Source organism: Neobacillus niacini, assembly GCF_031457145.1.
Classification (GTDB): Bacteria; Bacillota; Bacilli; order Bacillales; family Cytobacillaceae; genus Neobacillus; species Neobacillus niacini_J.
The window spans coordinates 801793-821191 of record NZ_JAVDVZ010000001.1; the positions used below are offsets into that span (position 1 = coordinate 801793).

Annotated in this window: 16 protein-coding genes and 1 riboswitch; of the genes, 13 read left to right on the forward strand and 3 right to left on the reverse strand. The window is 38.3% G+C overall.

Translation table 11 applies throughout. The features are described 5' to 3' along the window. Positions 1 to 103: 103 nt before the first annotated feature. Positions 104 to 541: a glycoside hydrolase family 3 protein gene (locus tag J2Y03_RS04210; RefSeq protein ID WP_310190966.1), complete on the forward strand. Its 438-nt coding sequence runs from the start codon at positions 104 to 106 to the stop codon at positions 539 to 541. A 226-nt stretch (positions 542 to 767) separates the two neighbouring features. On the opposite strand, the gene J2Y03_RS04215 is transcribed toward J2Y03_RS04210, so the two are convergent. Next, on the reverse strand, positions 768 to 1382 hold the full coding sequence (locus tag J2Y03_RS04215; RefSeq protein ID WP_310190968.1) for an RraA family protein: 615 nt from the start codon (positions 1380 to 1382) through the stop codon (positions 768 to 770). Positions 1383 to 1958: 576 nt separating this feature from the next. Next, the gene (locus J2Y03_RS04220) at positions 1959 to 2897 is read right to left on the reverse strand and encodes a LysR family transcriptional regulator (protein WP_310190971.1); all 939 of its coding nucleotides are present in this window, start codon (positions 2895 to 2897) and stop codon (positions 1959 to 1961) included. Between the two features lie 373 nt (positions 2898 to 3270). Here J2Y03_RS04220 and J2Y03_RS04225 point away from each other — a divergent pair, with 373 nt between their 5' ends. From J2Y03_RS04225 to J2Y03_RS04270, 10 genes are all read left to right on the forward strand, one after another. Then, positions 3271 to 4359, forward strand: coding sequence for an ABC transporter substrate-binding protein (locus tag J2Y03_RS04225; protein ID WP_310190974.1), 1089 nt, complete (start codon positions 3271 to 3273; stop codon positions 4357 to 4359). Between the two features lie 79 nt (positions 4360 to 4438). Beyond that, positions 4439 to 6223 carry an ABC transporter permease gene (locus J2Y03_RS04230; protein WP_310190975.1) on the forward strand — a complete coding sequence of 595 codons (1785 nt, stop codon included), beginning with the start codon at positions 4439 to 4441 and terminating at the stop codon, positions 6221 to 6223. A gap of 17 nt (positions 6224 to 6240) precedes the next feature. Further along, positions 6241 to 7383, forward strand: a complete 1143-nt coding sequence (locus J2Y03_RS04235) for an ABC transporter ATP-binding protein (RefSeq protein WP_310190978.1) — start codon at positions 6241 to 6243, stop codon at positions 7381 to 7383. Positions 7384 to 7443: 60 nt separating this feature from the next. Further along, positions 7444 to 8463, forward strand: coding sequence for a quinone oxidoreductase family protein (locus J2Y03_RS04240; RefSeq protein WP_310190980.1), 1020 nt, complete (start codon positions 7444 to 7446; stop codon positions 8461 to 8463). Next, entirely contained in the window at positions 8451 to 8711 is a 261-nt protein-coding gene (locus tag J2Y03_RS04245) for a ketopantoate reductase family protein (RefSeq protein WP_310190982.1), read from the forward strand. Before J2Y03_RS04240 ends, J2Y03_RS04245 begins: the two co-directional genes overlap by 13 nt. A 177-nt stretch (positions 8712 to 8888) precedes the next feature. Beyond that, a complete protein-coding gene (locus J2Y03_RS04250; protein ID WP_310190985.1) occupies positions 8889 to 9620 on the forward strand; it encodes a response regulator transcription factor in 732 nt (243 codons plus the stop codon). Between the two features lie 111 nt (positions 9621 to 9731). Beyond that, positions 9732 to 10958, forward strand: a complete 1227-nt coding sequence (locus tag J2Y03_RS04255; protein WP_310190987.1) for a sensor histidine kinase — start codon at positions 9732 to 9734, stop codon at positions 10956 to 10958. 150 nt (positions 10959 to 11108) lie between these two features. Then, positions 11109 to 11831: an ABC transporter ATP-binding protein gene (locus J2Y03_RS04260; RefSeq protein ID WP_310190990.1), complete on the forward strand. Its 723-nt coding sequence runs from the start codon at positions 11109 to 11111 to the stop codon at positions 11829 to 11831. 14 nt (positions 11832 to 11845) lie between these two features. Next, positions 11846 to 12586, forward strand: a complete 741-nt coding sequence (locus J2Y03_RS04265) for an ABC transporter permease (RefSeq protein WP_310190993.1) — start codon at positions 11846 to 11848, stop codon at positions 12584 to 12586. Between the two features lie 157 nt (positions 12587 to 12743). After that, positions 12744 to 12848, forward strand: a riboswitch (purine riboswitch). Between the two features lie 180 nt (positions 12849 to 13028). Then, entirely contained in the window at positions 13029 to 13901 is an 873-nt protein-coding gene (locus J2Y03_RS04270) for a 5'-methylthioadenosine/S-adenosylhomocysteine nucleosidase (protein ID WP_310190995.1), read from the forward strand. A 152-nt stretch (positions 13902 to 14053) separates the two neighbouring features. Here J2Y03_RS04270 and J2Y03_RS04275 read toward each other — a convergent pair whose 3' ends face one another. Then, positions 14054 to 16555, reverse strand: coding sequence for an NEW3 domain-containing protein (locus J2Y03_RS04275; protein ID WP_310190997.1), 2502 nt, complete (start codon positions 16553 to 16555; stop codon positions 14054 to 14056). 388 nt (positions 16556 to 16943) lie between these two features. Between J2Y03_RS04275 and J2Y03_RS04280 the strand changes: the two genes are divergently transcribed. Continuing rightward, complete coding sequence (locus J2Y03_RS04280; RefSeq protein WP_310190999.1) at positions 16944 to 18149, forward strand: ROK family transcriptional regulator; 1206 nt, start codon at positions 16944 to 16946, stop codon at positions 18147 to 18149. Positions 18150 to 18227: 78 nt separating this feature from the next. Continuing rightward, positions 18228 to 19316, forward strand: coding sequence for an extracellular solute-binding protein (locus J2Y03_RS04285; protein ID WP_310191002.1), 1089 nt, complete (start codon positions 18228 to 18230; stop codon positions 19314 to 19316). Positions 19317 to 19399 lie beyond the last annotated feature (83 nt).

Consider the following 19399-nt stretch of genomic DNA (forward strand, 5'->3'; position numbering starts at 1 on the left):
GTTCTAGTTGTTGAAATTTATTTTATAACATCTGTTTTTTGAAACTCTTACATTTATGTAAATTTTTCCTAAACTTTTCGAGTGACAGGTCCATAAGAAATAAATGCAGGGTGATAAGGGTAGGGGATGGTGCAACAATTTAATCAGCAATAGAAAATTACAGAAGCCAGAAGCAAAGTGTCAGGCACCATCCAATTATATGGAAGGTGCCTGGCACTTTGCTCTGATCAACTTTAGCAGTCCTTGGCTGATTCAAGAAATTGAACCGAATGCAGCGGCTGTCATTGGAACATTCGGAATAAAAACGGAAGCGTTAATGGATGTGATTCGTGGGAAATTTAACCCGACAGGAAAACTGCCTCTTACTATTCCCGCAATCAGGAAGCAGTTACAAACGAAAAAGGGGATGTACCAGGCTTTGATGAAGCTCCTTCCTATGTATACCGGGCAAAATCAGGGGACAAGTATGGTTATGGTTTTGGACTATCCTATAATATGGAGAACAAGAAAACAGAGTCCGACGGAATCGGTGAATTCTTGAGGAATATCTTCAAAAAATAGGCTATTTTCGCAACTATTGATATTTTTTTGAAACATCGGGTTCAAAACCTATCAGGTACTAGTCTGATTCCCGCTAGCATGTTTTTTCGTGTTCAACGGTAACCAGAAGGCTCGTCAGATTCCCATAAGCATGATTCTCCAGGTTCAACGGTGAACAAAAGCAAAAAGGAAAACATCTAGAAATCGTTTTCCTTTTTGTAAGCTATTTATTTCAACAAACTATCTAAATAGCGGATAACTTCATCGGGTTTACCAGAAACTTTCTCATCTCTTTCTTGATCTTGAACAAGTTTTGCTCTTGCTTGCCTTAATACTTCTTCCTCAATCGCTTTCGGAACTACTACAACCCCATCTGCATCGGCTACAATGATGTCTCCAGGATTTACTGAGGTTCCACCACAAGAAATCGGCACGTTGACTTCTCCCCAACCACCCTTCGCGCTTGAAGCAACGGTGGTACCTTTGCAAAAAACTGGAAAGTTAAGTCTTTTTACACCAAGAACGTCACGAATAACCCCATCGGTTACTACCCCGGTAATGCCTAATGTTTGTGCAAGCCCAAGGATGAAATCCCCAGCGATGGTTCGATAGGTATCTCCTTTGGCATCCACTACAAGAATATCTCCCGGCTTGGCTTCACGAATAGCACGTAAAACGCATTGATTATCACCAACCGGCATTTTAACGGTAAAGGCACGCCCTGCCATTCTAAATTCCTCTTTTAATGGTTTAATTAAAGGATCCATATTATTTAGCCCTTGCATAATGTCTGAAATGCACGTCGTTGGAATCTCTTGAAACGCGGAAACAATCTCGTTCATTACTGCCCTCCTTTAATATAATGGCCGTGTTAAAGGATATTGTTTAATCAACAGCCGAGTTTACACAGCCAAGAAAATAATAGAATGTACTATAATGCTACAAAAAACATTCGACTTTATATAATAGTAAAAAAGAATGGTTAATTATAACTAAGGATTTAAAAATAGTTAAATAACTTACTGTTTTTCATGAAACTGAGAGTAAAATGTTGTCATTCATGATGGAGGAAGATATAAGGAAAAATGGGAGCACTTCCAATGTTTTGGCATGGAAGTGATGGTCAGGAGTCAAAACCTGACGAAAGAAAAAGAACAGTTAGCAGTTTTGAACCACGTCTGCATAATTCCACCATTTTGATAATTCTCAATATCTACTTTTTAAACTTCCTAACTATCAAGTTTTATAGCTGGTGCCTGGCACTTTTTTCCCCTAAGAACAAAGTAGATGTTGTCATTCGTTGGAGACATTGAGCATTTACACGATGATATTTTAAGAAAAATCATTTAAGTCAGATGAACAGGAGAAAACGCTGTCATATAATCCCTCCAATCATCTGCCTTAGGTGTTCTATACCTTTAGATTGTGTCTAAATCCAGATTAGACGCACCCACTTGGAAGGTTTCTATAAATCTTTGCGAAACCAACGAGAGATTGTTCCCTTTCAGCCAGATTAAAGCAGGCTGGTGCGTCATAATAGAAGGTTCACGAATCTCTTTGAATAATAGTCCAGAATTAGGCATGATATTCATCGCTGACCGAGGCACCATGGCAATACCAATGTCATAATGGGCCCAGTTCAATAGCGGCGTGATGGCGCTACTTTCACCAATGATATTGGGTTCGAAACCGTTTTGCAAACAGGCGGCTACCACCCTATCGGTAACGGATGAATGGTTGTACGCTGAGGTGCCTTTCGGAGTTATAATGCACATCAGTGGTTTACCCTCAAGTTCTGACAAGGTAATGTAGTCCCGATTTTCACCGATATTCCATTTCTCGCTCATTGCCGCCACGATTGGTTCTTCAGACAATTCAATCATGTCGAAAAGTTGGTTATTAACGGGATGCCTAACGAGGCCTAACTCTACAATTCTATTTGCTACTAGTTCTTTTATCCGGTTTGGATCTCCTTCAAATACCTGAAACTGTACGTTTGGGTATTGTTTTTGAAAATTGCGGATCCGCTTGGGTAAAAGGGTGGCACCGAGTGTAGGGATGCTGCCAATGGATAACGTACCTCTAACGCCTTCAGACAATTCCTTGAATTCTTCCACGGTACCTTCCACTAACTCTACTATTTTTTTAGAGCGTTGGTAAAATAATTTTCCTTCATTTGTAATAATCAATCTTTGGTTTTGGTTTTGCCTATTAAACAGCTTAACACCTAGTTCCTCTTCTAGCAGCATAAGTTGTTTGCTTAAAGGAGGCTGCGATATATTCAAACGTTGGGCGGCTTTTAAAATTTTGCCTTCCTCTGCAATCGCAATAAAATATTTTAATTGCCGAATATCCATAATAATAACCTCTTTTTTCCATTATCGTATCACAAGAAAGAACCCAATGTAATAAAGATTATATCTTTTTAGTATAGGTATATAACGTTTTAAGTATTTTCTAAATTATCTGGATTGTAATACAGTGTAAATATCAAATTATTGGTGCTTCGCCTTTAGGGGGGAATAAAGACTTTAGTAGAAAGAATCAGAAAACGTGTGGAAATTTTGCGAGGTTTATAAAATCGGATCTAGTTTTGCTGGGATATTTCTATTAAGTGTTATTAGAAGGATCTATTACCCTTTTATGTAACTTTGTTTGAAAATGCTTTCGGTATTTTAGAGTTTAATGGATCAATTTTTTAAAAAATAATACATTAAAAGAGGTGGACAAATGTTTAAGAAAAAATGGTTTTTGTTGTTAATGGTGTCTGTAATGATGATGGTAGTAGCAGCTTGTGGCAGTAAAACTGAAACCGCTTCCGAAACTGCTAAAACGAATAATGGTGATACTTCCAAGGTGCCTGACACCGTTCCTGAGAATATGGTTGAATTGTATCAAGCTGCTTTAAAGGAAGGGGAGCTCACTTTTTGGTCAGCAACTGAAGAAGCCCATGTGCAAGGATATGCGAAACGTTTTAATGAAATGTATCCAGGTATAAAAATCAATCATTTTGTCATTCAACCGGGTGAAGCGGCGCAAAGATATATTACAGAACAATCTTCTGGAAATGTAAGTGTCGATATCATGGACGGGTCGCAACGTTTTTATCCAGCATTACTAGAAAGAGACTTAGTTCAAAAATTCAACTATAAAGATTACGGAGTAGAAACGACGTTTTATGATGATCGTTTAATCAGTCACTATCACCTTACTTACCCATTAGCGTATAACACGACTTTAGTGAAAAAGGACGAGCTTCCAAAAACGTGGGAAGAATTAATTGATCCAAAATGGAAAGGTAAAATCGGTGTTGAAACTCGTGTAGGCACACTGGCGTTATTGGCTCAAGATTGGGGAGCTGAAAAAACACTTAAGTATTTGGATGATGTTTTAGAGCTAGATCCAGTTATATTAAAGGGCGGAATACCTACAGCGAATTCAGTAGCCTCTGGTGAAGTGGCTTTTGCGATTGGTACGTATGGCTTTCAAATTGAACTGTTGAAAAAACAAGGGGCTCCTATTGATTGGGTGAAAACTGAATCGATTCCTGTTTACAATTATTTATCGGGAGTATTAAAGGATGCACCACATCCAAATGCAGCCTTCTTATTCAATATTTGGATGAATTCAGCTGAAGGTGTTAAAGCACAAGAGGAGTTCAAAGGTGTAGGAATGGTAACCAATACAGAAAATTTATCAAAATTAGGGAAAGCGTGGAAGAAGGCAGGCATCGAAATTATTATTGATAAAGAAGAAAATCTCGAGCAAATCACGAAAATTACAGAGGAACTAACCGGTAAAGTAAATTCTTTACAATAAATTAAATGATTGGAGGTTACTAGTGGATACTAGTAACCTCCTAATCTAACAACAGAATTCATGTAAATTGAGGTGAATTATGAAACCATCTACTTCTGTCAATGCAACGAATCTTCCAGTATTATTACCAAAAAAGCAGTGGTACAACTTTGATTTTATGAAAATGTTGTATCTCGTCATGTTTCTAATCGTTTCATATATCGTACTCGTGCCTATGGTAATCCTTTTGTATAGTAGTGTCGGAAGTACGAAAGGGACGCTTCCTTTTGAACAGTTAACTTTCACCATGGATAATTATATTTCTGTTCTCACCAATCCGTTAACGTATAGCCTTTTAGGCAACACAGTGGTGTTTACGGTTGGGTCCATTCTCATCGGAATATCTATAGCTGTGTTTCTAGCGTGGGTATTGGAACGTACCAATTTCCCAGGACGTATGATCGTATTTTCTTTGGTCATGATTCCCATGGCGATCCCACAAATGATTTATGCGATTGGGTGGTTACAGCTATTAAATCCAACGAATGGAATTATCAATGTTCCATTGCAAGCATTGTTTGGCATTGAGAAGGGACCATTTGACATTTATAGTTTAGGCGGAATGATCATCGTCCAGGGAATTTCGATGGTACCGACTGCTTTTCTCATGATTGCCGCAACGTTTAGTACATTAGATCCCACTTTGGAAGAACAAAGCGCGGTTTGCGGCCATGGAATAGGATCCACTGTAAGGCGAATTACATTTCCGATTCTAATGCCGGCTTTATTATCGGCAACAATTTTCTTTACAATTGTTGCCATGGAAACATTTGAAATACCAGGTACAATCGGGCTAACGGCGGGTATACCATTGCTTAGTTCACAAATTTACTTTGCTACACATCCACCAAGTGGATTACCAGATTATGGGCTTGCTAGTGTGCTAGGCGTGATAATGTTAGTATTCGCGTTTGTTTTAATCTGGTACTACCAGCGTGTGACCAAGAATGCAGAAAAATATGCAACGATTACTGGAAAAGGGTATCGTCCAACGCGGATGAGCTTAGGAAAATGGAAGATTCCAACGATTATCGCTGTCTGGGGCTTCATTCTCATTAGTGTAATTTTCCCATTACTTTCATTAATATGGTCAAGTTTACATGCATGGACGGTCCCAATTACTTGGGAAACCATTAAATCAAGTTCATTGAAAGCGTATAGTGATGTCCTTAATATGTCCGAAATAGGAAACATCACATGGAACACGATGGCCATGTCAATTGGTTCAGGTATTGCTACCTTTATCCTTGTTGGCATTGTTAGCTGGATGGTGGTAAGAGGACCTTTTTCACCACGAGCCCGTCGACTGATTGATACAGTTGCCTTTTTACCATTAGCCATTCCAGGTGTTGTTATTGGTCTTTCGCTTATGTTTTTCTATATTTATTTCCCGATCCCCGTATACGGAACCATTTGGGTGATGATCATCGGGATGGTAACAAAATATATTGCGTTTGGGCAACGAACCATGGTAAGCGCTCAAATGCAAATTTCTAAAGATTTAGAAGAAGCTTCCCAATTGGCTGGGGCTGGCTTTTCTACAACGATTCGGAAAATAACTGTACCATTAATCTCTCCTGCGTTGTTTTATATTTTTATTTGGGTAGCTGTCCATGCTATGCGGGAATTGCCCGTTCTCGTTATGCTCTATAGCCCGAGTACACTTGTAGCATCTACGTTAGTATGGAGTTTCTGGGAAGAGGGCAGCATGGCAAAGGCTTCCGTTGTAGGTGTATTTTTGATTGTTGCATTTGGACTACTCTTCTACTGCAGCAGATGGCTTTTTGAGAAAGTAACAAATAGCGGAATGAAGACAAAATTTTAAAAGGTTGGAGGAAAATCATGATTAGGGTAACGCGTTTACGTAAAGAATACCAATCCAAAGAAAATCAAGAACCTGTACTAGCTTTAAAGGATATTAGCTTTGAGATTGGAACAGGTGAAATCTTCACTTTACTAGGTCCAAGTGGCTGTGGTAAAACAACTACCCTCCGTTCAATAGCTGGATTAGAAAGGCCAAACGGAGGACAAATTCAAATTGGAGAGCAAATCGTATTTGATGGGTCTAGAAACCACTACCTTCCTGCTGAAAAAAGAGGACTTGGAATGGTATTTCAATCCTATGCAATTTGGCCTCATATGACGGTTGGTCAAAATGTGGCATATCCTTTGGAAAACAAGAAGCTTCCAAAGAAAGAAATAGTAGAGAGAGTTAGAGCAAGCCTAAAAAAAGTGGGCTTGGAGGCATATATTAATCGATTGGCACCTAATTTAAGCGGCGGACAACAGCAAAGGATTGCCTTAGCCCGCGCTTTGGTAGCTGAACCAGAAGTATTGCTGTTAGATGAGCCTCTTAGTAATCTTGACGCTAAATTACGTGAACAAATGAGGATTGAAATCAAACATATTCAGCAAGAGTTTGGTTTAACAACGGTTTATGTCACGCATGATCAAGAAGAAGCATTAGCATTATCTGATCAAATCGCATTGATGAAAGATGGAAATATCGTCGAATTAGGCAAACCTTTTGATTTGTATGATAAACCGAAGAATCGTTTTACTGCTAGTTTTATCGGCTATGGCAACTTTATTAAAAGTGAGCTAGTTCAGTTGGATGAAGATATGGCTGTCGTCCAAAATAGTTTTGGTAGATTTAATGCGACCAGCCGTTTACAGGAAAAGACTCGTGAGGTTGATTTATTTTTTAGACCTCATTATGTCAGCTTGTATCGAGACAAGCCTGACCAAGAGTTGAATGTTGGTGAGGGAGTGGTAACGGATTTAATTTTCTTAGGGGAGACGATTGAAGTTTTTATTCGATCCGGAGAGGATATTATGCGTATTCGATCACATCCTTCGTTCATACCGCATGAAGGAGAACGTTTATATTTTACTTTACAGCCGGATAAGTCATTTGTTTTCCACTGCGAAAGTGAAGCAAGTTCTAATAATCAGAGTGCGGAAGCCGAAAAAATATTCGCATAAAACGGTCTGGTATGAAATAGGTTGGTGGGTTTCTTCCCATCACCTTTTTCATTTATTCTATTGTCTAAAATCAAGGAGATGAATGGTATGAAAGCTATATTAATAGAACAGTATGGTTCGGCAGATGTGCTGGAATATACAGATGTTCCGATTCCTGCAATATCGTCAGAAGAAGTACTCATCGAAGTCAAAGCGTGTGGTGTAAACTATGCGGATACAACAAAACGAAGGGGCGGGGGAGGAGTGCATCAAACCGCACTTCCATGGATTCCGGGCAGTGAAGTCTCCGGTATTGTCAGCAAGGTAGGTTCAGCCGTCACTCATGTTGCGGAGGGCGATCGGGTCGTTGCGGTGGTTCAAGAAGTAGGCGGTGGATACGCGCAATATTGTAAAGCAATTGCTTCAAGAGTATTACAAATTCCGGATGAATTACAATTTGTCGATGCTGCTGCGATTCCTGTGCAAGGATTAACAGCATATCATGTGTTAACCACGCAAGGACGATTACAGATGGGAGAAAGCGTGCTTATCCATGCGGCAGCCGGCGGGGTTGGTACGTTAGCCATTCAGCTTGCGAAATACATAGGAGCAGGCAAAATTATTGCCGCTGCAAGTACCGATGAAAAATTGGAGCTTGCAAAATCGTTAGGTGCCGATGTGGTTGTCAATTACTCTGAGGAAAATTGGATTCAGCAAGTGCTAGAAAACAGTGATGGAAAAGGTGTGGATCTTATTTTAGAATCGATTGGGGGACAGTTCCGTCTTGATAATTTTAACTGTCTGTCACCGTTTGGACGCTTAGTCACCTATGGGTCAGCCAGCAGAACCTCAGTAGATGTGAATCCAGCTCTGTTAATTGCAAAGAGCCAAAGCTTAACTGGATTTTTACTAGGGAGAGTTACGGAAAGAAAAGAGTTATTCTTTGAAAGCCTCGGACAAATTTTGGAGCTTGCAGCTAAAGGTGTTGTTAAACCAGTCATTGGTAATCTTCAACCATTACACAAGGCTCCAGAGATGCACCGACTTATGGAACAGCGACAAACGACAGGCAAGCTAATTCTTCTTCCATGGGAGGAATAAGTCGTAGAGAGGGGATTATTTTAACAGAGCAAGAATTAGAGAAAGTAGCAAACACATTACTAAGTTTCAAAAAAGAAGCGACATCTTCCATGCATCAAGATATGAGAAAAGGGCTTCTAATCGAAGTCGAGCATCTGCATGGAGGGGCACTGCGTCTGGCAGCCAAATATCAAGTGGAGGTTCCTGTCATTGAAACCATCTATGGTATATTAAAACCATATGAAAATGGGAAACCGAATGTTCTATAATATGTAGTCCTTCACCAATAAGGGGGCAATTCTGCTTAAAGAATTGTCCCTTTTTTACTGAGATTCATAATAATTGGAAAATCTTTCTATTAAGTAGTTCTCTCAATTGGTATACTAGAAAAAAACGGCTTTACGAGAGAAGCTTGGGACTATCAAAATTTGAGAGAGGGATTATGGGTGAAAAAGAATATATTAATAGTAGATGATCAACCAGAAATTGCTGAATTGCTTAGGCTTTATTTAGAAAAAGAGGGGTACGATGTAATCGAAGCACATGATGGAATGGATGCTTTAATGTATATTTCCAAAGGGAAAATCGATTTAATGCTCGTGGACCTCATGATGCCTATTATAGATGGATACCAGCTAATTAAGAAGGTAAGAGAAACATTGCATATTCCAATTATCATCATCTCTGCGAAACAGGAAGATCAGGATAAAATCTTTGGGCTTCAAATTGGAGCGGATGACTTTATTCAGAAGCCATTCAATCCCCTTGAGGTTGTTGCAAGAGTTCAGGCCCTGTTAAGACGAAGTTATAACTTTTCAACCCAAGATACCAGCCAGCCTAAAGGTTCTGAAACTAGCAAAAAAGTAGTTGGTGATCTTACCCTGGATGAAGCCACGTTTTCTGCTATTCGAAATGGTGTTGTGATTCAGTTGACAAAAATAGAATATAACATCCTTGATTTATTAATGAGCACACCTGGAAGAGTTTATACAAAGCAACAAATATTTGAAAGAGCATGGAATGACTATTACATGGGTGGTGAAGAAGATAACACCATTAATGTGCATATTTCAAAAATAAGGGAAAAGATTGAAGACAACCCGAAAAAGCCAACATACATAAAAACCGTAAGAGGTCTAGGCTATAAATTTGAAAAAAAGAATACTTCATTCTCTTAAATTTATTTTTTTCAAAATTAGATTAATGTAAGGTGTAATTAAGATTAATTTAAGATTGAGGTATTATTCTGTTATCTAGAGTGTAATAACAACTTTAGGGAAGGGATGAAAGTGAAACCATTTCATAAAAGACTATTTCCAAGGCAGGAAGGATTTTTTCCATATATCTATCTAGCAAATTTGTGTATTCCGCTGTACTTTTTGTTGCAGGAACCAGCTGCTAGACTTTACCCTGGTCTTTTGCTGATGTTGATTTTTGTTATCATGTACAGGCAGGTATTTTGGACTGCAAAATGGGTTATCTATTTTGTTTCCGTTGAACTCGTTATCACCCTTGTTTTCTCTTACTTTTACAATCCTATGTATTTGTATATGATTTTTATATTTGTTTATCAAATTGTTCGGCTTCCACTGAGATGGATGTATTGGTTATGTGGGAGTTTTACTGTATTTGGTTTATATCTCGTTCATCAAACCGTCTTTCCTGCTCAATTATTTTTAGTGGTTGGATTAGCAGCGCCTTTGTTTGGCGGAGGCATTTTACCCTTTATTATGAAAGCCTCACAGAGATACAAGGAATTAAACGAGGAACTTAAACGAGTGGCTGAGGAGTTAAGAAAAAAAAGCCTGGAAAAAGAACAGCTGGAGGAAAGTAAAAAAAGAATGCTTGCAGATCTTTCGCATGATCTAAAAACACCGATGACGACCATTCAAGGATATTCAAAGGCATTATATGAAGGAATTGTAGAAGATGAAGAACAGACAAAACGATACCTCAACTATATCTATAACAAGTCTATAAGAGTGACAGCATTAATTGATGAGTTATTTATATTCTCTAAATTGGATAACCCAGATTCCCAAATCAATAAACAGGAAAAAGATCTTTGTGAATTTTTACGAGAAGTGATTGTGGAGTACTATGAATTATTTGCAGGCAAGGAAATGGAACTGGACATTCATATCCCTGCAAAGCAGATCGTGTATAGGTTTGACCAAAAGCTCCTTTACCGGGCGATTTCCAATCTTTTAGAAAATACGATTAAATATAATCCAGAACAAACCATGGTCTTTATTTCATTGAAAGAGTCTATGGAGCACATTACGATGGAAATCGGCGATGATGGTACTGGAATTAGTGAAGACATTGCCCAAACCCTATTTGAACCTTTTGTAAGAGGAGATAAAAACAGGGTGAATGACAGTGGATCCGGTTTAGGTCTGGCCATTACCAAGAAGATTATCGAGAAGCATGATGGAAAGGTGTATGTGGATACGAAGCCCAGCCGTGGGAAAACAAATTTTATCGTTGAACTGCCAATTGAAGCATCAGAATGAAAGGTGTAGCACTTCATGTGTTATGCCTTTTTTGTTTGATGGAGCTGTTGTGCATTCTTAATAGTAAAATATGGTTCACTTAAGATTAAATTAAGATTCCATTTGTAAGATAGGGATATAAAGAAGAGCATGACAAAAGGAGTCGTTACGATGAATAAGAGTGTTATTGAACTGACAAATATCGTTAAAAGCTACGGAAATGTTAAAGCTGTGGATGGAATTTCCTTACAAGTGAAAAAAGGAGAGGTACTTGGAATTATTGGTGCAAATGGAGCAGGTAAATCAACCACATTAGAGATCATGATGGGGTTACGAAAACCAGATTCTGGATCTGTCAAAGTTCTAGACATGGATATGACCGTAGCTTCTGACGAAATCAAACAAAAGATTGGCATCCAGCTTCAACAAACAGCTCTCTATGATCGGATTAAAGTAAAAGAGGCGCTGGAATTGTTTTCTTCTTACTATGTAAAAAAGAGAGATATAAAGGAAATTATCCAAACACTCGGACTTGAGCCATATCTGAACAAATATGTAAAGAACCTTTCAGGAGGGTGGCAGCAGCGCACGTCACTTGCACTTGCTTTAATCAATGATCCAGAAATTATCTTCTTAGATGAGCCGACAACAGGTTTGGATCCACAAGCACGGCTTGAGCTTTGGGCTTGCATTAATAAATATAGAGCGGAAGGGAAAACCATCATTCTCTCCACTCATTATATGGATGAAGCCCAACGGCATTGTGATCGAATTGCCATTATAAAAAAAGGGAAGCTCGTTTCATGTGATAAGCCAAAGCGTTTGATTGAGTTACTCAAGAATCGTGATGGAACGATGGAAGACGTTTATTTACAATATGCGGTAGAACGTTAAGGGAGGAACAAAATATGCAAACCGTATTCACACAAACAAAAATGGAACTGAAATTATTTTTTAGGGAAACATTGCCATTGTTATTTACATTCATCGTACCGGCAGTAAGCTTTGTCGTGTTTGGGCTCATGTTTCAAACTAATTCATATGATGGTTTGGATTATTTCCAAGCATACATTCCGAGTATGATTGCCATTATTATTTTTACAACGGCCTTTTTCTCGATGGGTCTTCAAATTGTCATTGACAGGGAGAAAGGGGTTTATAAGCGATTGAAAGGAACCCCACTTAATCAAAGCGCCATCTTTACGGCAACGGTTATCAAAGGATTTTTCGCTATTTATGTAGGCGTGATAGAGATTTTACTGATTTCAAAGTTTGGCTTTGGTTCCGGACTGACAGAGCACCCATACGAGTTTTTATTTGCATTAACTTTCTCTTCTATCACATTTTTTTCAATCGGATTTATTGTATCAAGTCTTGCTAAGCGAATGCAGACAGCTTTAGGAATTGCGATGATTCTAATGTACCCAATGATGTTTTTATCAGGAGCGACGATTCCACTCGAAGCGTATCCTGAAGTGCTGCAAAAATTGTCTGTCATCGTTCCATTAACCTACGTTGTCAACACATTAAGGGATGGGTGGAACGGCACACTTTTTACATCGGGTTCCTTGGTTGACTTAGGAGTATTAGCCGGAATCTTAATTGTCTCCACGATTATTAGTATTAAGTACTTTCGTTGGACCGATTGAATCTATTCTGCAAAGTTTTGATATCGTTGAAAAACAGGTAATATTTATCCAACTTTTCGGTCCTTTATTCCTAAAACACGAACATTAAATAGTAATTTTAAATTAATGTTCATATTTTAGTTGAATATCTATTATAAGTTTGTTATATTAGCAAAGTAATAATCCTAAAAACATTACTCGTATATACTCGGTAAGATGGTCTCGAGTGTCTCTACCTAGTTCCCAATAAACGAACTAGACTACGAGTTAAAGTATTTGGCTGTTCGGCATTCTTAGCTGTTGTCATTTATAATTTTGCATTTTTGCATTTTTGCTAAATTATTTATACTTTGACTTTTGATGGTCTAGGAAGGCAGGATTGATTCTGCATTTTTCTAGGCTATTTTCTTTTGGACCAATTAGCGAGTGTATCAAACAACAAGAAAAAGGGGATAGATTATTTATGAAAAACAAAATGTTTAAGAAAATTGCTTCAGTAGCAGCTATTTCAGCTGTGTTATTGGTTGCGGGTTGTAATTCAAATGAACAGAAAGTCACAAAAGCAGAAAGTGCTCCGAGACCAATCGTCATTCAAGGTCCAATGCCAATTGAAGCTGAATTTTTTGCAGATAAATTAGAAAATGTGAAAATAGAAAAATCAGGAACGTTTGTTTTTTACAAAGGAAAGCTAAACGATTATCCTGTCATCGTTACGAAAACAGGAAAGGGAATGGAAAATGCAGCTGCTGCTACAGCATTGACAATTGAAAAATATAATCCAATCGCAATTATCAACCAAGGTACTTCAGGCGGGCATGATCCGAGTCTAAATGTATTTGATATTGTTTTAGGAAAAAGAACAACAAATATTGGTTCACTAAAAACATCAAATATGGATGAAAACCAAGGAATTGATCCAACTACATGGATCCCGATGGACTTAATGGCTTCTGAAGGAAGCGGATCAGATGCGAGTGCTAATAAAGTCCGTTACTACGAGGGAGATAAGGATTTACTTGCGGCTGCTAATGCAGTAAAAGATACATACACGAAGGGTAAAGTTGTCGAAGGTACGATTGGTTCAGCAGACTTTTGGAATAGCGAAGTTGACCGAATTAAATGGATTCACGAGATTTACGGTACCTCAGTAGAAGAAATGGAAGGTGCCTCAGTAGCTCAAATTGCCCAAGCATATGATGTACCATTCTTAGGTATTCGAATCCTATCAAATAATAAAACAAATGGCGGTACTTACGATCCGGGTACTGCATCAGCCAATCAAGAATATGTATATGAAGTGGTTAAAGAATATATTTCTATGGTGAAAAGCAAATAAAATAGTAAAATTACTTTTACAGTAGCCTATCTTATAAATTCCAGCAATTGCTTCAAAGGAAAATTAAGACGGTGTCCTAATTGTAAATAAGATAAAGCCCTCTTCTATAGTGAAAGAGGGCTTTATCTCTTCATCTTTTTTTAAGAACGTCCCTAGTTATTTGCCCCATAGCTGATTAAGTTCGCAAAAATTCGATATCCTCCAGGAACTTGGGCATTGATCTGGCGGTAGAATACTAGGTTTGTGTAAAGGAATGTTCCTTCACCGTAGTTAGTCATTAGGATTCCGCTCTCAAAAGGTGCTTCTCCAGGGTCTGCCATGGATACGAATGTTTCATAGTTGGCATCCCATGCGCTTGGGAAGTAAAGAGCTCTTTCTTGTACCCAGTTCTCCCAGTCACTATCGTTAATTTTATTTGGATAGTTAAACAGCGGATGTTCTGGTTGAGTAACTGTTACCTTTGCATTTTCGTCCGTCACGCGCCATTCAATAGAAGGTGATCCGACTGTTAATGGGTATGGTGGTGTGAATGCACCTCTATTCCATGGATCCCCTGATGTCACATACTGCATCACTAAATGACCGCCATTTTCTACATATTCAAGCAATCTTTGATTATTTTGCAATACATCTGGTCTTCCAAGTGTCGATCTGATTCCAGCGACAATTGTATCAAATTGAGAAAGATCACCAGTTGCTAGCTCTGCAGGAGTAATCTTGGTAATATCAAATCCAGCATTTAGTAATGAATCAGCAATCGTGTCAAAGCCGCTGTCAATATAACCAACCTTCAAATTGTCAGGTTTTAATAACTCGAATGCAACCCCATTAATGTTAGAAGGGTACATGAAGTAAGAGTCATTGATATGGTCATATTTTATTTCCTGTACGGTAGTATCAAATGTTTTACCATCTGCTTTTGCAATGGCTTGGATTGTGAAATTGCCTTGAGCAATATCTTTCGGAGGAACTAATGTAAACGATGCTTCTTTTTCTTCATATCTTTCAGTGAAGTTAACTTCTGCTGTTGCGGGTTCACTTGTCCAGCCTTCAGGAAGATTTAAAGAAACCGTAGAGTTTTTAGCACCTTTAGCATAGTTTTTTACTTTAACTGTGGCCGGAATTTTATCTTGTACATTGGCAGTATTAACCGTGATATTGACGGGTTCTGGTGTAACACTTAATTCAGGGAGCACACTCACTGTATTATCTAAATCAATGACAGATGTTGTTTTCACTCCGTTTTCCTTAAATGTTAGTTTAGCCTTAATCACAGCATCGCCATAAGGCTGGTAATATTCTGCATTAGAAGGAACGGTGACATTGAAGGTAACAGTCTTTGATTCACCAGGCTTGAGGTGCTTTACTTGAGTTAAACCTTCATGTTTCCAATTTTCAGGCGTAAGCAATGCTGCTTCGATATGTTGGATTTTCTCTTTTCCTTCATTCGAAATGGTAACATCAACTTGAGTTTGTTCTCCTTGAGTTAATACATATGAACCGATTTCAACATCAACAGCAAGGTCGGAAGCAACGTAACTAACTTGTTGTAGCTGTTCTTCTTTTAGTTCAAGTTTATGAAGCAAGTCATTTTTAACACCCGCATCCAATTTAGCTGATTTTGTACTAGTTATTAATTTTTGGACATCTCCTAAAGCCTTTTGTGATTGAGGTAAAATCGCCGAACGGTCTGGGTAAAGCTTAATAATGCCTTCTAATTGGTTTTGTAAGGAATCCAATTTCTCGCTTACATTATCAGCAGCCACGATATCTGCCCATGCATGGAAGTCGTATGGAACACCAGAAAAGAGGTCATTTGAATCCGTTTGGACCGCTGATTCAACTAATTTTTGATGTGATTGTCTAGGTGCAACTGGAATATCATTTCCCATTCCTTGGCTCTTGTGCAGATATCGTGATGCCTCACCAAGTTGAGGGTAACTCATACCGTAAATTGGGTCAAAGTTACCAATTTCGATTGAGGTTGTGGCAGTTGTAGCAGTAGCTGGTAAATAAAACTTTTTGATCTGCCAAGGCTCTAATCCATTTTTCAATTGTTCAGAGAAAACGGCTGGGTCGGCAGCATCTTTAAATGCTCTTTCAGATAAAATCGCCATTAATCGGTGATGACCATGCTGGCTATCAACATTTTCGAAAGAAGGCATAACAATATCTGGTTGATAGGTTCGAATAAATTTGATTAAACGTTCGTAAACTACATCTTCACCCCATTTTGTTAGGGTTTCATCGGGTGATTTCGAAAAACCAAAATCATAGATAGCATCAGATGTGGTTTCACTTAAATGATAGGCTTTAACGCCATTTACCTTGGCCGCTTCAATCATTTCATTGGAGCGAATAATTCCAAGGGCATTCCCTAATTCATTACCAATGGCATTTTGTCCACCTTCACCACGATTAGCGATTAAACTAGCAGTTTTCACACCTAACCCGCGTGATAAATAGGCAAGTAAATCACTGCGTTCATCGTCTGGATGTGCTCCAGTGTTTAAGAAAGTAACAGTAGTATCTAGAGGTTTAACAACATTCCAAAGCTCAACATCAGCTTCACTTTGTTCTTGTGCAAGACTTATTGGAGGTAGTAGGGAAGCAATTAAAAGAATGGACATCAATAAACAAAAAAGTTTTTTCAATTCTTGTAACCCCTTTCAATAGTAAATGAAATAATACGATGCAAGTCTCCTTTCTTCATTATGTAGTTTTAGTTAGTAAAGGTAACTAACTAATTGGACGTAAATACTTACAAGTCCGATTATAGTGCCTTTCAGAATATTGTAAATATTACCAAATTACTATCTAATATTTGGAAATAAGGCCTTTGGTAGTGGTACTAAGATAATAGGTATCAGGTTTCATACGGGCTTAGCGGACTGGGCCTAACATATTATTCATAAACTAATCGCAATTATCAAAATTTTTTTAATTAAATATTGGCAACGTTTCCAATTTGGGGTATAGTTTAATTAAATTAGTTAAACTTACTAACTAACGCTATCAAAATTAATTAAGGCCGTGATGTTTATGAATAAGAAACTATCAAATGCAGAGATACGGACGAATAATAAAAAGATGGTTTTACAATGTATTAAAAATTATCAACCGATATCTAGGGCAGCGATAGCTGAAAAGCTCCATTTTAGCAAGCCGACCGTATCCTTGCTGGTGGATGAATTAGTAAGAGAGAACTGGGTTCATGAAAAAGGCATCGGAGAATCCTCTTCACAGGGTGGCAGAAGACCGATTCATCTTTATTTTAATGAAAAAGCAGCTTATGTCATCGGGGTGGATATCGGCGGCACCAAAGTAAAAACCGCCATTTCTGATCTAGGTGGAAAGATTATCTGTGCAAGTAGTTTTAATACAAGAAAGCAATTAGAGAATGGATTGCTCAAACAAATTCAAAAAGAAGTACAAGAGATGATTCAAAGGAATCAGTTAGATAAGAGTATGATTCTCGGTATGGGAGTAGGAGTACCAGGTATTACAGAAACGAAAACGGGGGTTGTTGTAGAAGCGCCAAGCTTAAAATGGGTTCGTTATCCGTTTTTGACAGAGGCTGAACGATTCTTTTCCTTCCCTATTTATGTTGATAATGATGTCAATATAGCAGTCCTAGGGGAACAATGGTTAGGCAGGGCCAAAAATAAAGAAAATGTACTGTTTATATCCGTTGGAACAGGGATTGGCAGTGGAATTATTATTCATAATCAGCTATATCGTGGATCCTCTTATGCGTCTGGGGAACTGGGGTATATGGTTACAGATAAAAATAATATGAAGAACGAGTTTAAACCAATTTTTCATCGCTATGGTTATCTTGAAAGTGTTGCTGGTGGAAAAGCGATTGGGAGAAGATTTACAGAGCTTGTCCAGCAAAATAAGAGTCATTCTTTATATGCTGAAGCGGCGGAAACGGAGTTAACTGGTGAGCAGGCTTTCTCATTAGCGAAAGCAGGAGATGTTACCGCTCTTACGGTTGTCGAAGACGCTATTGAACATTTAGCCTATGGAATCATCAATGCTGCGACTCTATTAAATCCAGAGGTTGTTATTCTCGATGGAGGAGTGATGAAATCTGCTGATTTCATTCTTCCAAGATTACAAAAGATCGTTCATCAATACTTGCCTAGTTCAGTAGAAATATTTCAATCACAATTAGGGGAAAATGCAGGAGTTATAGGTGCAGTTTCTTTGTTCTTGCGGGAATACGATAGTATTTTAAATTAGGTTGTTCACTATTTTGGTTCTTTGCAGGTAATTTCGCCTGCTTTAAGAATAAATTAAATCATTTATAGGGGGAGAAATATGTTTAAGAAGAAAAGTTTATTGGTATTCTTGATAGCTGCTCTAATGCTTTTCGTGTCAGCCTGTTCGAGTAGTTCTTCAGGCGGGGAAAAACCGGAAAAAGAAAAAGACGAAGGAAGAACAGAAGAAACAGCTGAAGCAAGTGGCAACCTTGTTATTTATACCGCCCGTGACCAAACGATTGTCGACAAAGTGGTTGAAATGTTTAATGAAAAATACCCTGATGTACAGGTTGACGTGTTAACGATGGGAGCGCAACAGGTTCTTGAACGTGTTCGTGGAGAAAAAGCCAATCCACAATCTGACTTTTGGTGGGGTGGAACACAATCTGCATTTATGACAGCAGCCAATGAAGATCTGTTAGAATCGTTCAAACCAAGCTTTGATGCAAGTATTTTACCAGAACATAAGGACCCAAAAGGCCTCTGGTATGGTGAAATGCTTCTTCCAGAAGTTATCATGTACAACTCTGACATGCTTAAGAAAGATGAAGCTCCACAGGACTGGGATGATCTTCTTGATTCCAAGTGGAATGACCAAATCATCATCCGTGGTGTTTTAGCATCTGGTACGATGAGAACCATCTATTCTGCGATGATTCATGAACAAGGTGCAGATACTCCTGAAAAGGGTTATGAGTGGCTTAAAAAGCTTGATGCCAATACAAAAGAATATGCACAAGACCCAACAAACCTATACTTAAAGCTTGCTCGTCAAGAAGGTTCGATTTCGCTATGGAATCTACAAGATATTCTAATCCAAAAAAATCAGCACAATCAACCATTTGATTTCGTGTATCCAGAAAGTGGGGCACCAATTTTAGTCGATGCTGTTGGTCTTGTAAAGGATGCTAAAAACTTGGATAACGCAAAATTATTCTATGAGTTCTTGTTTGATCCAGAAACTCGTACAACTTTGGCAAAAGATTTATTCCAAATTCCAACTCGTACCGATATCGACAAATCCACTATGCCAGATTGGTATAAAGAGCTTGACCTGAAGTCATTAGACCTTGACTGGTCAGTAATGGCTGAAAAAGAAGCTGAGTGGATGCAGCATTGGGACGAAAATATCAAAGGTAAAAATTAATAGATTACGATAAAAGGGGTGAAGGAGTTTTTTCACCCTCTTTTACAAGGTAAGAAGGCATGAAAATACTTTCTTACCTTGTA

Coding starts and splice junctions, on each gene's coding strand:
- J2Y03_RS04210 (WP_310190966.1), top strand. CDS start 104: ATGCAGGGTGATAAGGGTAGGGGATGGTGCAACAATTTAATCAGCAAT.
- J2Y03_RS04225 (WP_310190974.1), top strand. CDS start 3,271: ATGTTTAAGAAAAAATGGTTTTTGTTGTTAATGGTGTCTGTAATGATG.
- J2Y03_RS04265 (WP_310190993.1), top strand. CDS start 11,846: ATGCAAACCGTATTCACACAAACAAAAATGGAACTGAAATTATTTTTT.
- J2Y03_RS04285 (WP_310191002.1), top strand. CDS start 18,228: ATGTTTAAGAAGAAAAGTTTATTGGTATTCTTGATAGCTGCTCTAATG.
- J2Y03_RS04230 (WP_310190975.1), top strand. CDS start 4,439: ATGAAACCATCTACTTCTGTCAATGCAACGAATCTTCCAGTATTATTA.
- J2Y03_RS04260 (WP_310190990.1), top strand. CDS start 11,109: ATGAATAAGAGTGTTATTGAACTGACAAATATCGTTAAAAGCTACGGA.
- J2Y03_RS04220 (WP_310190971.1), bottom strand. CDS start 2,897: ATGGATATTCGGCAATTAAAATATTTTATTGCGATTGCAGAGGAAGGC.
- J2Y03_RS04215 (WP_310190968.1), bottom strand. CDS start 1,382: ATGAACGAGATTGTTTCCGCGTTTCAAGAGATTCCAACGACGTGCATT.
- J2Y03_RS04280 (WP_310190999.1), top strand. CDS start 16,944: ATGAATAAGAAACTATCAAATGCAGAGATACGGACGAATAATAAAAAG.
- J2Y03_RS04270 (WP_310190995.1), top strand. CDS start 13,029: ATGAAAAACAAAATGTTTAAGAAAATTGCTTCAGTAGCAGCTATTTCA.
- J2Y03_RS04235 (WP_310190978.1), top strand. CDS start 6,241: ATGATTAGGGTAACGCGTTTACGTAAAGAATACCAATCCAAAGAAAAT.
- J2Y03_RS04245 (WP_310190982.1), top strand. CDS start 8,451: ATGGGAGGAATAAGTCGTAGAGAGGGGATTATTTTAACAGAGCAAGAA.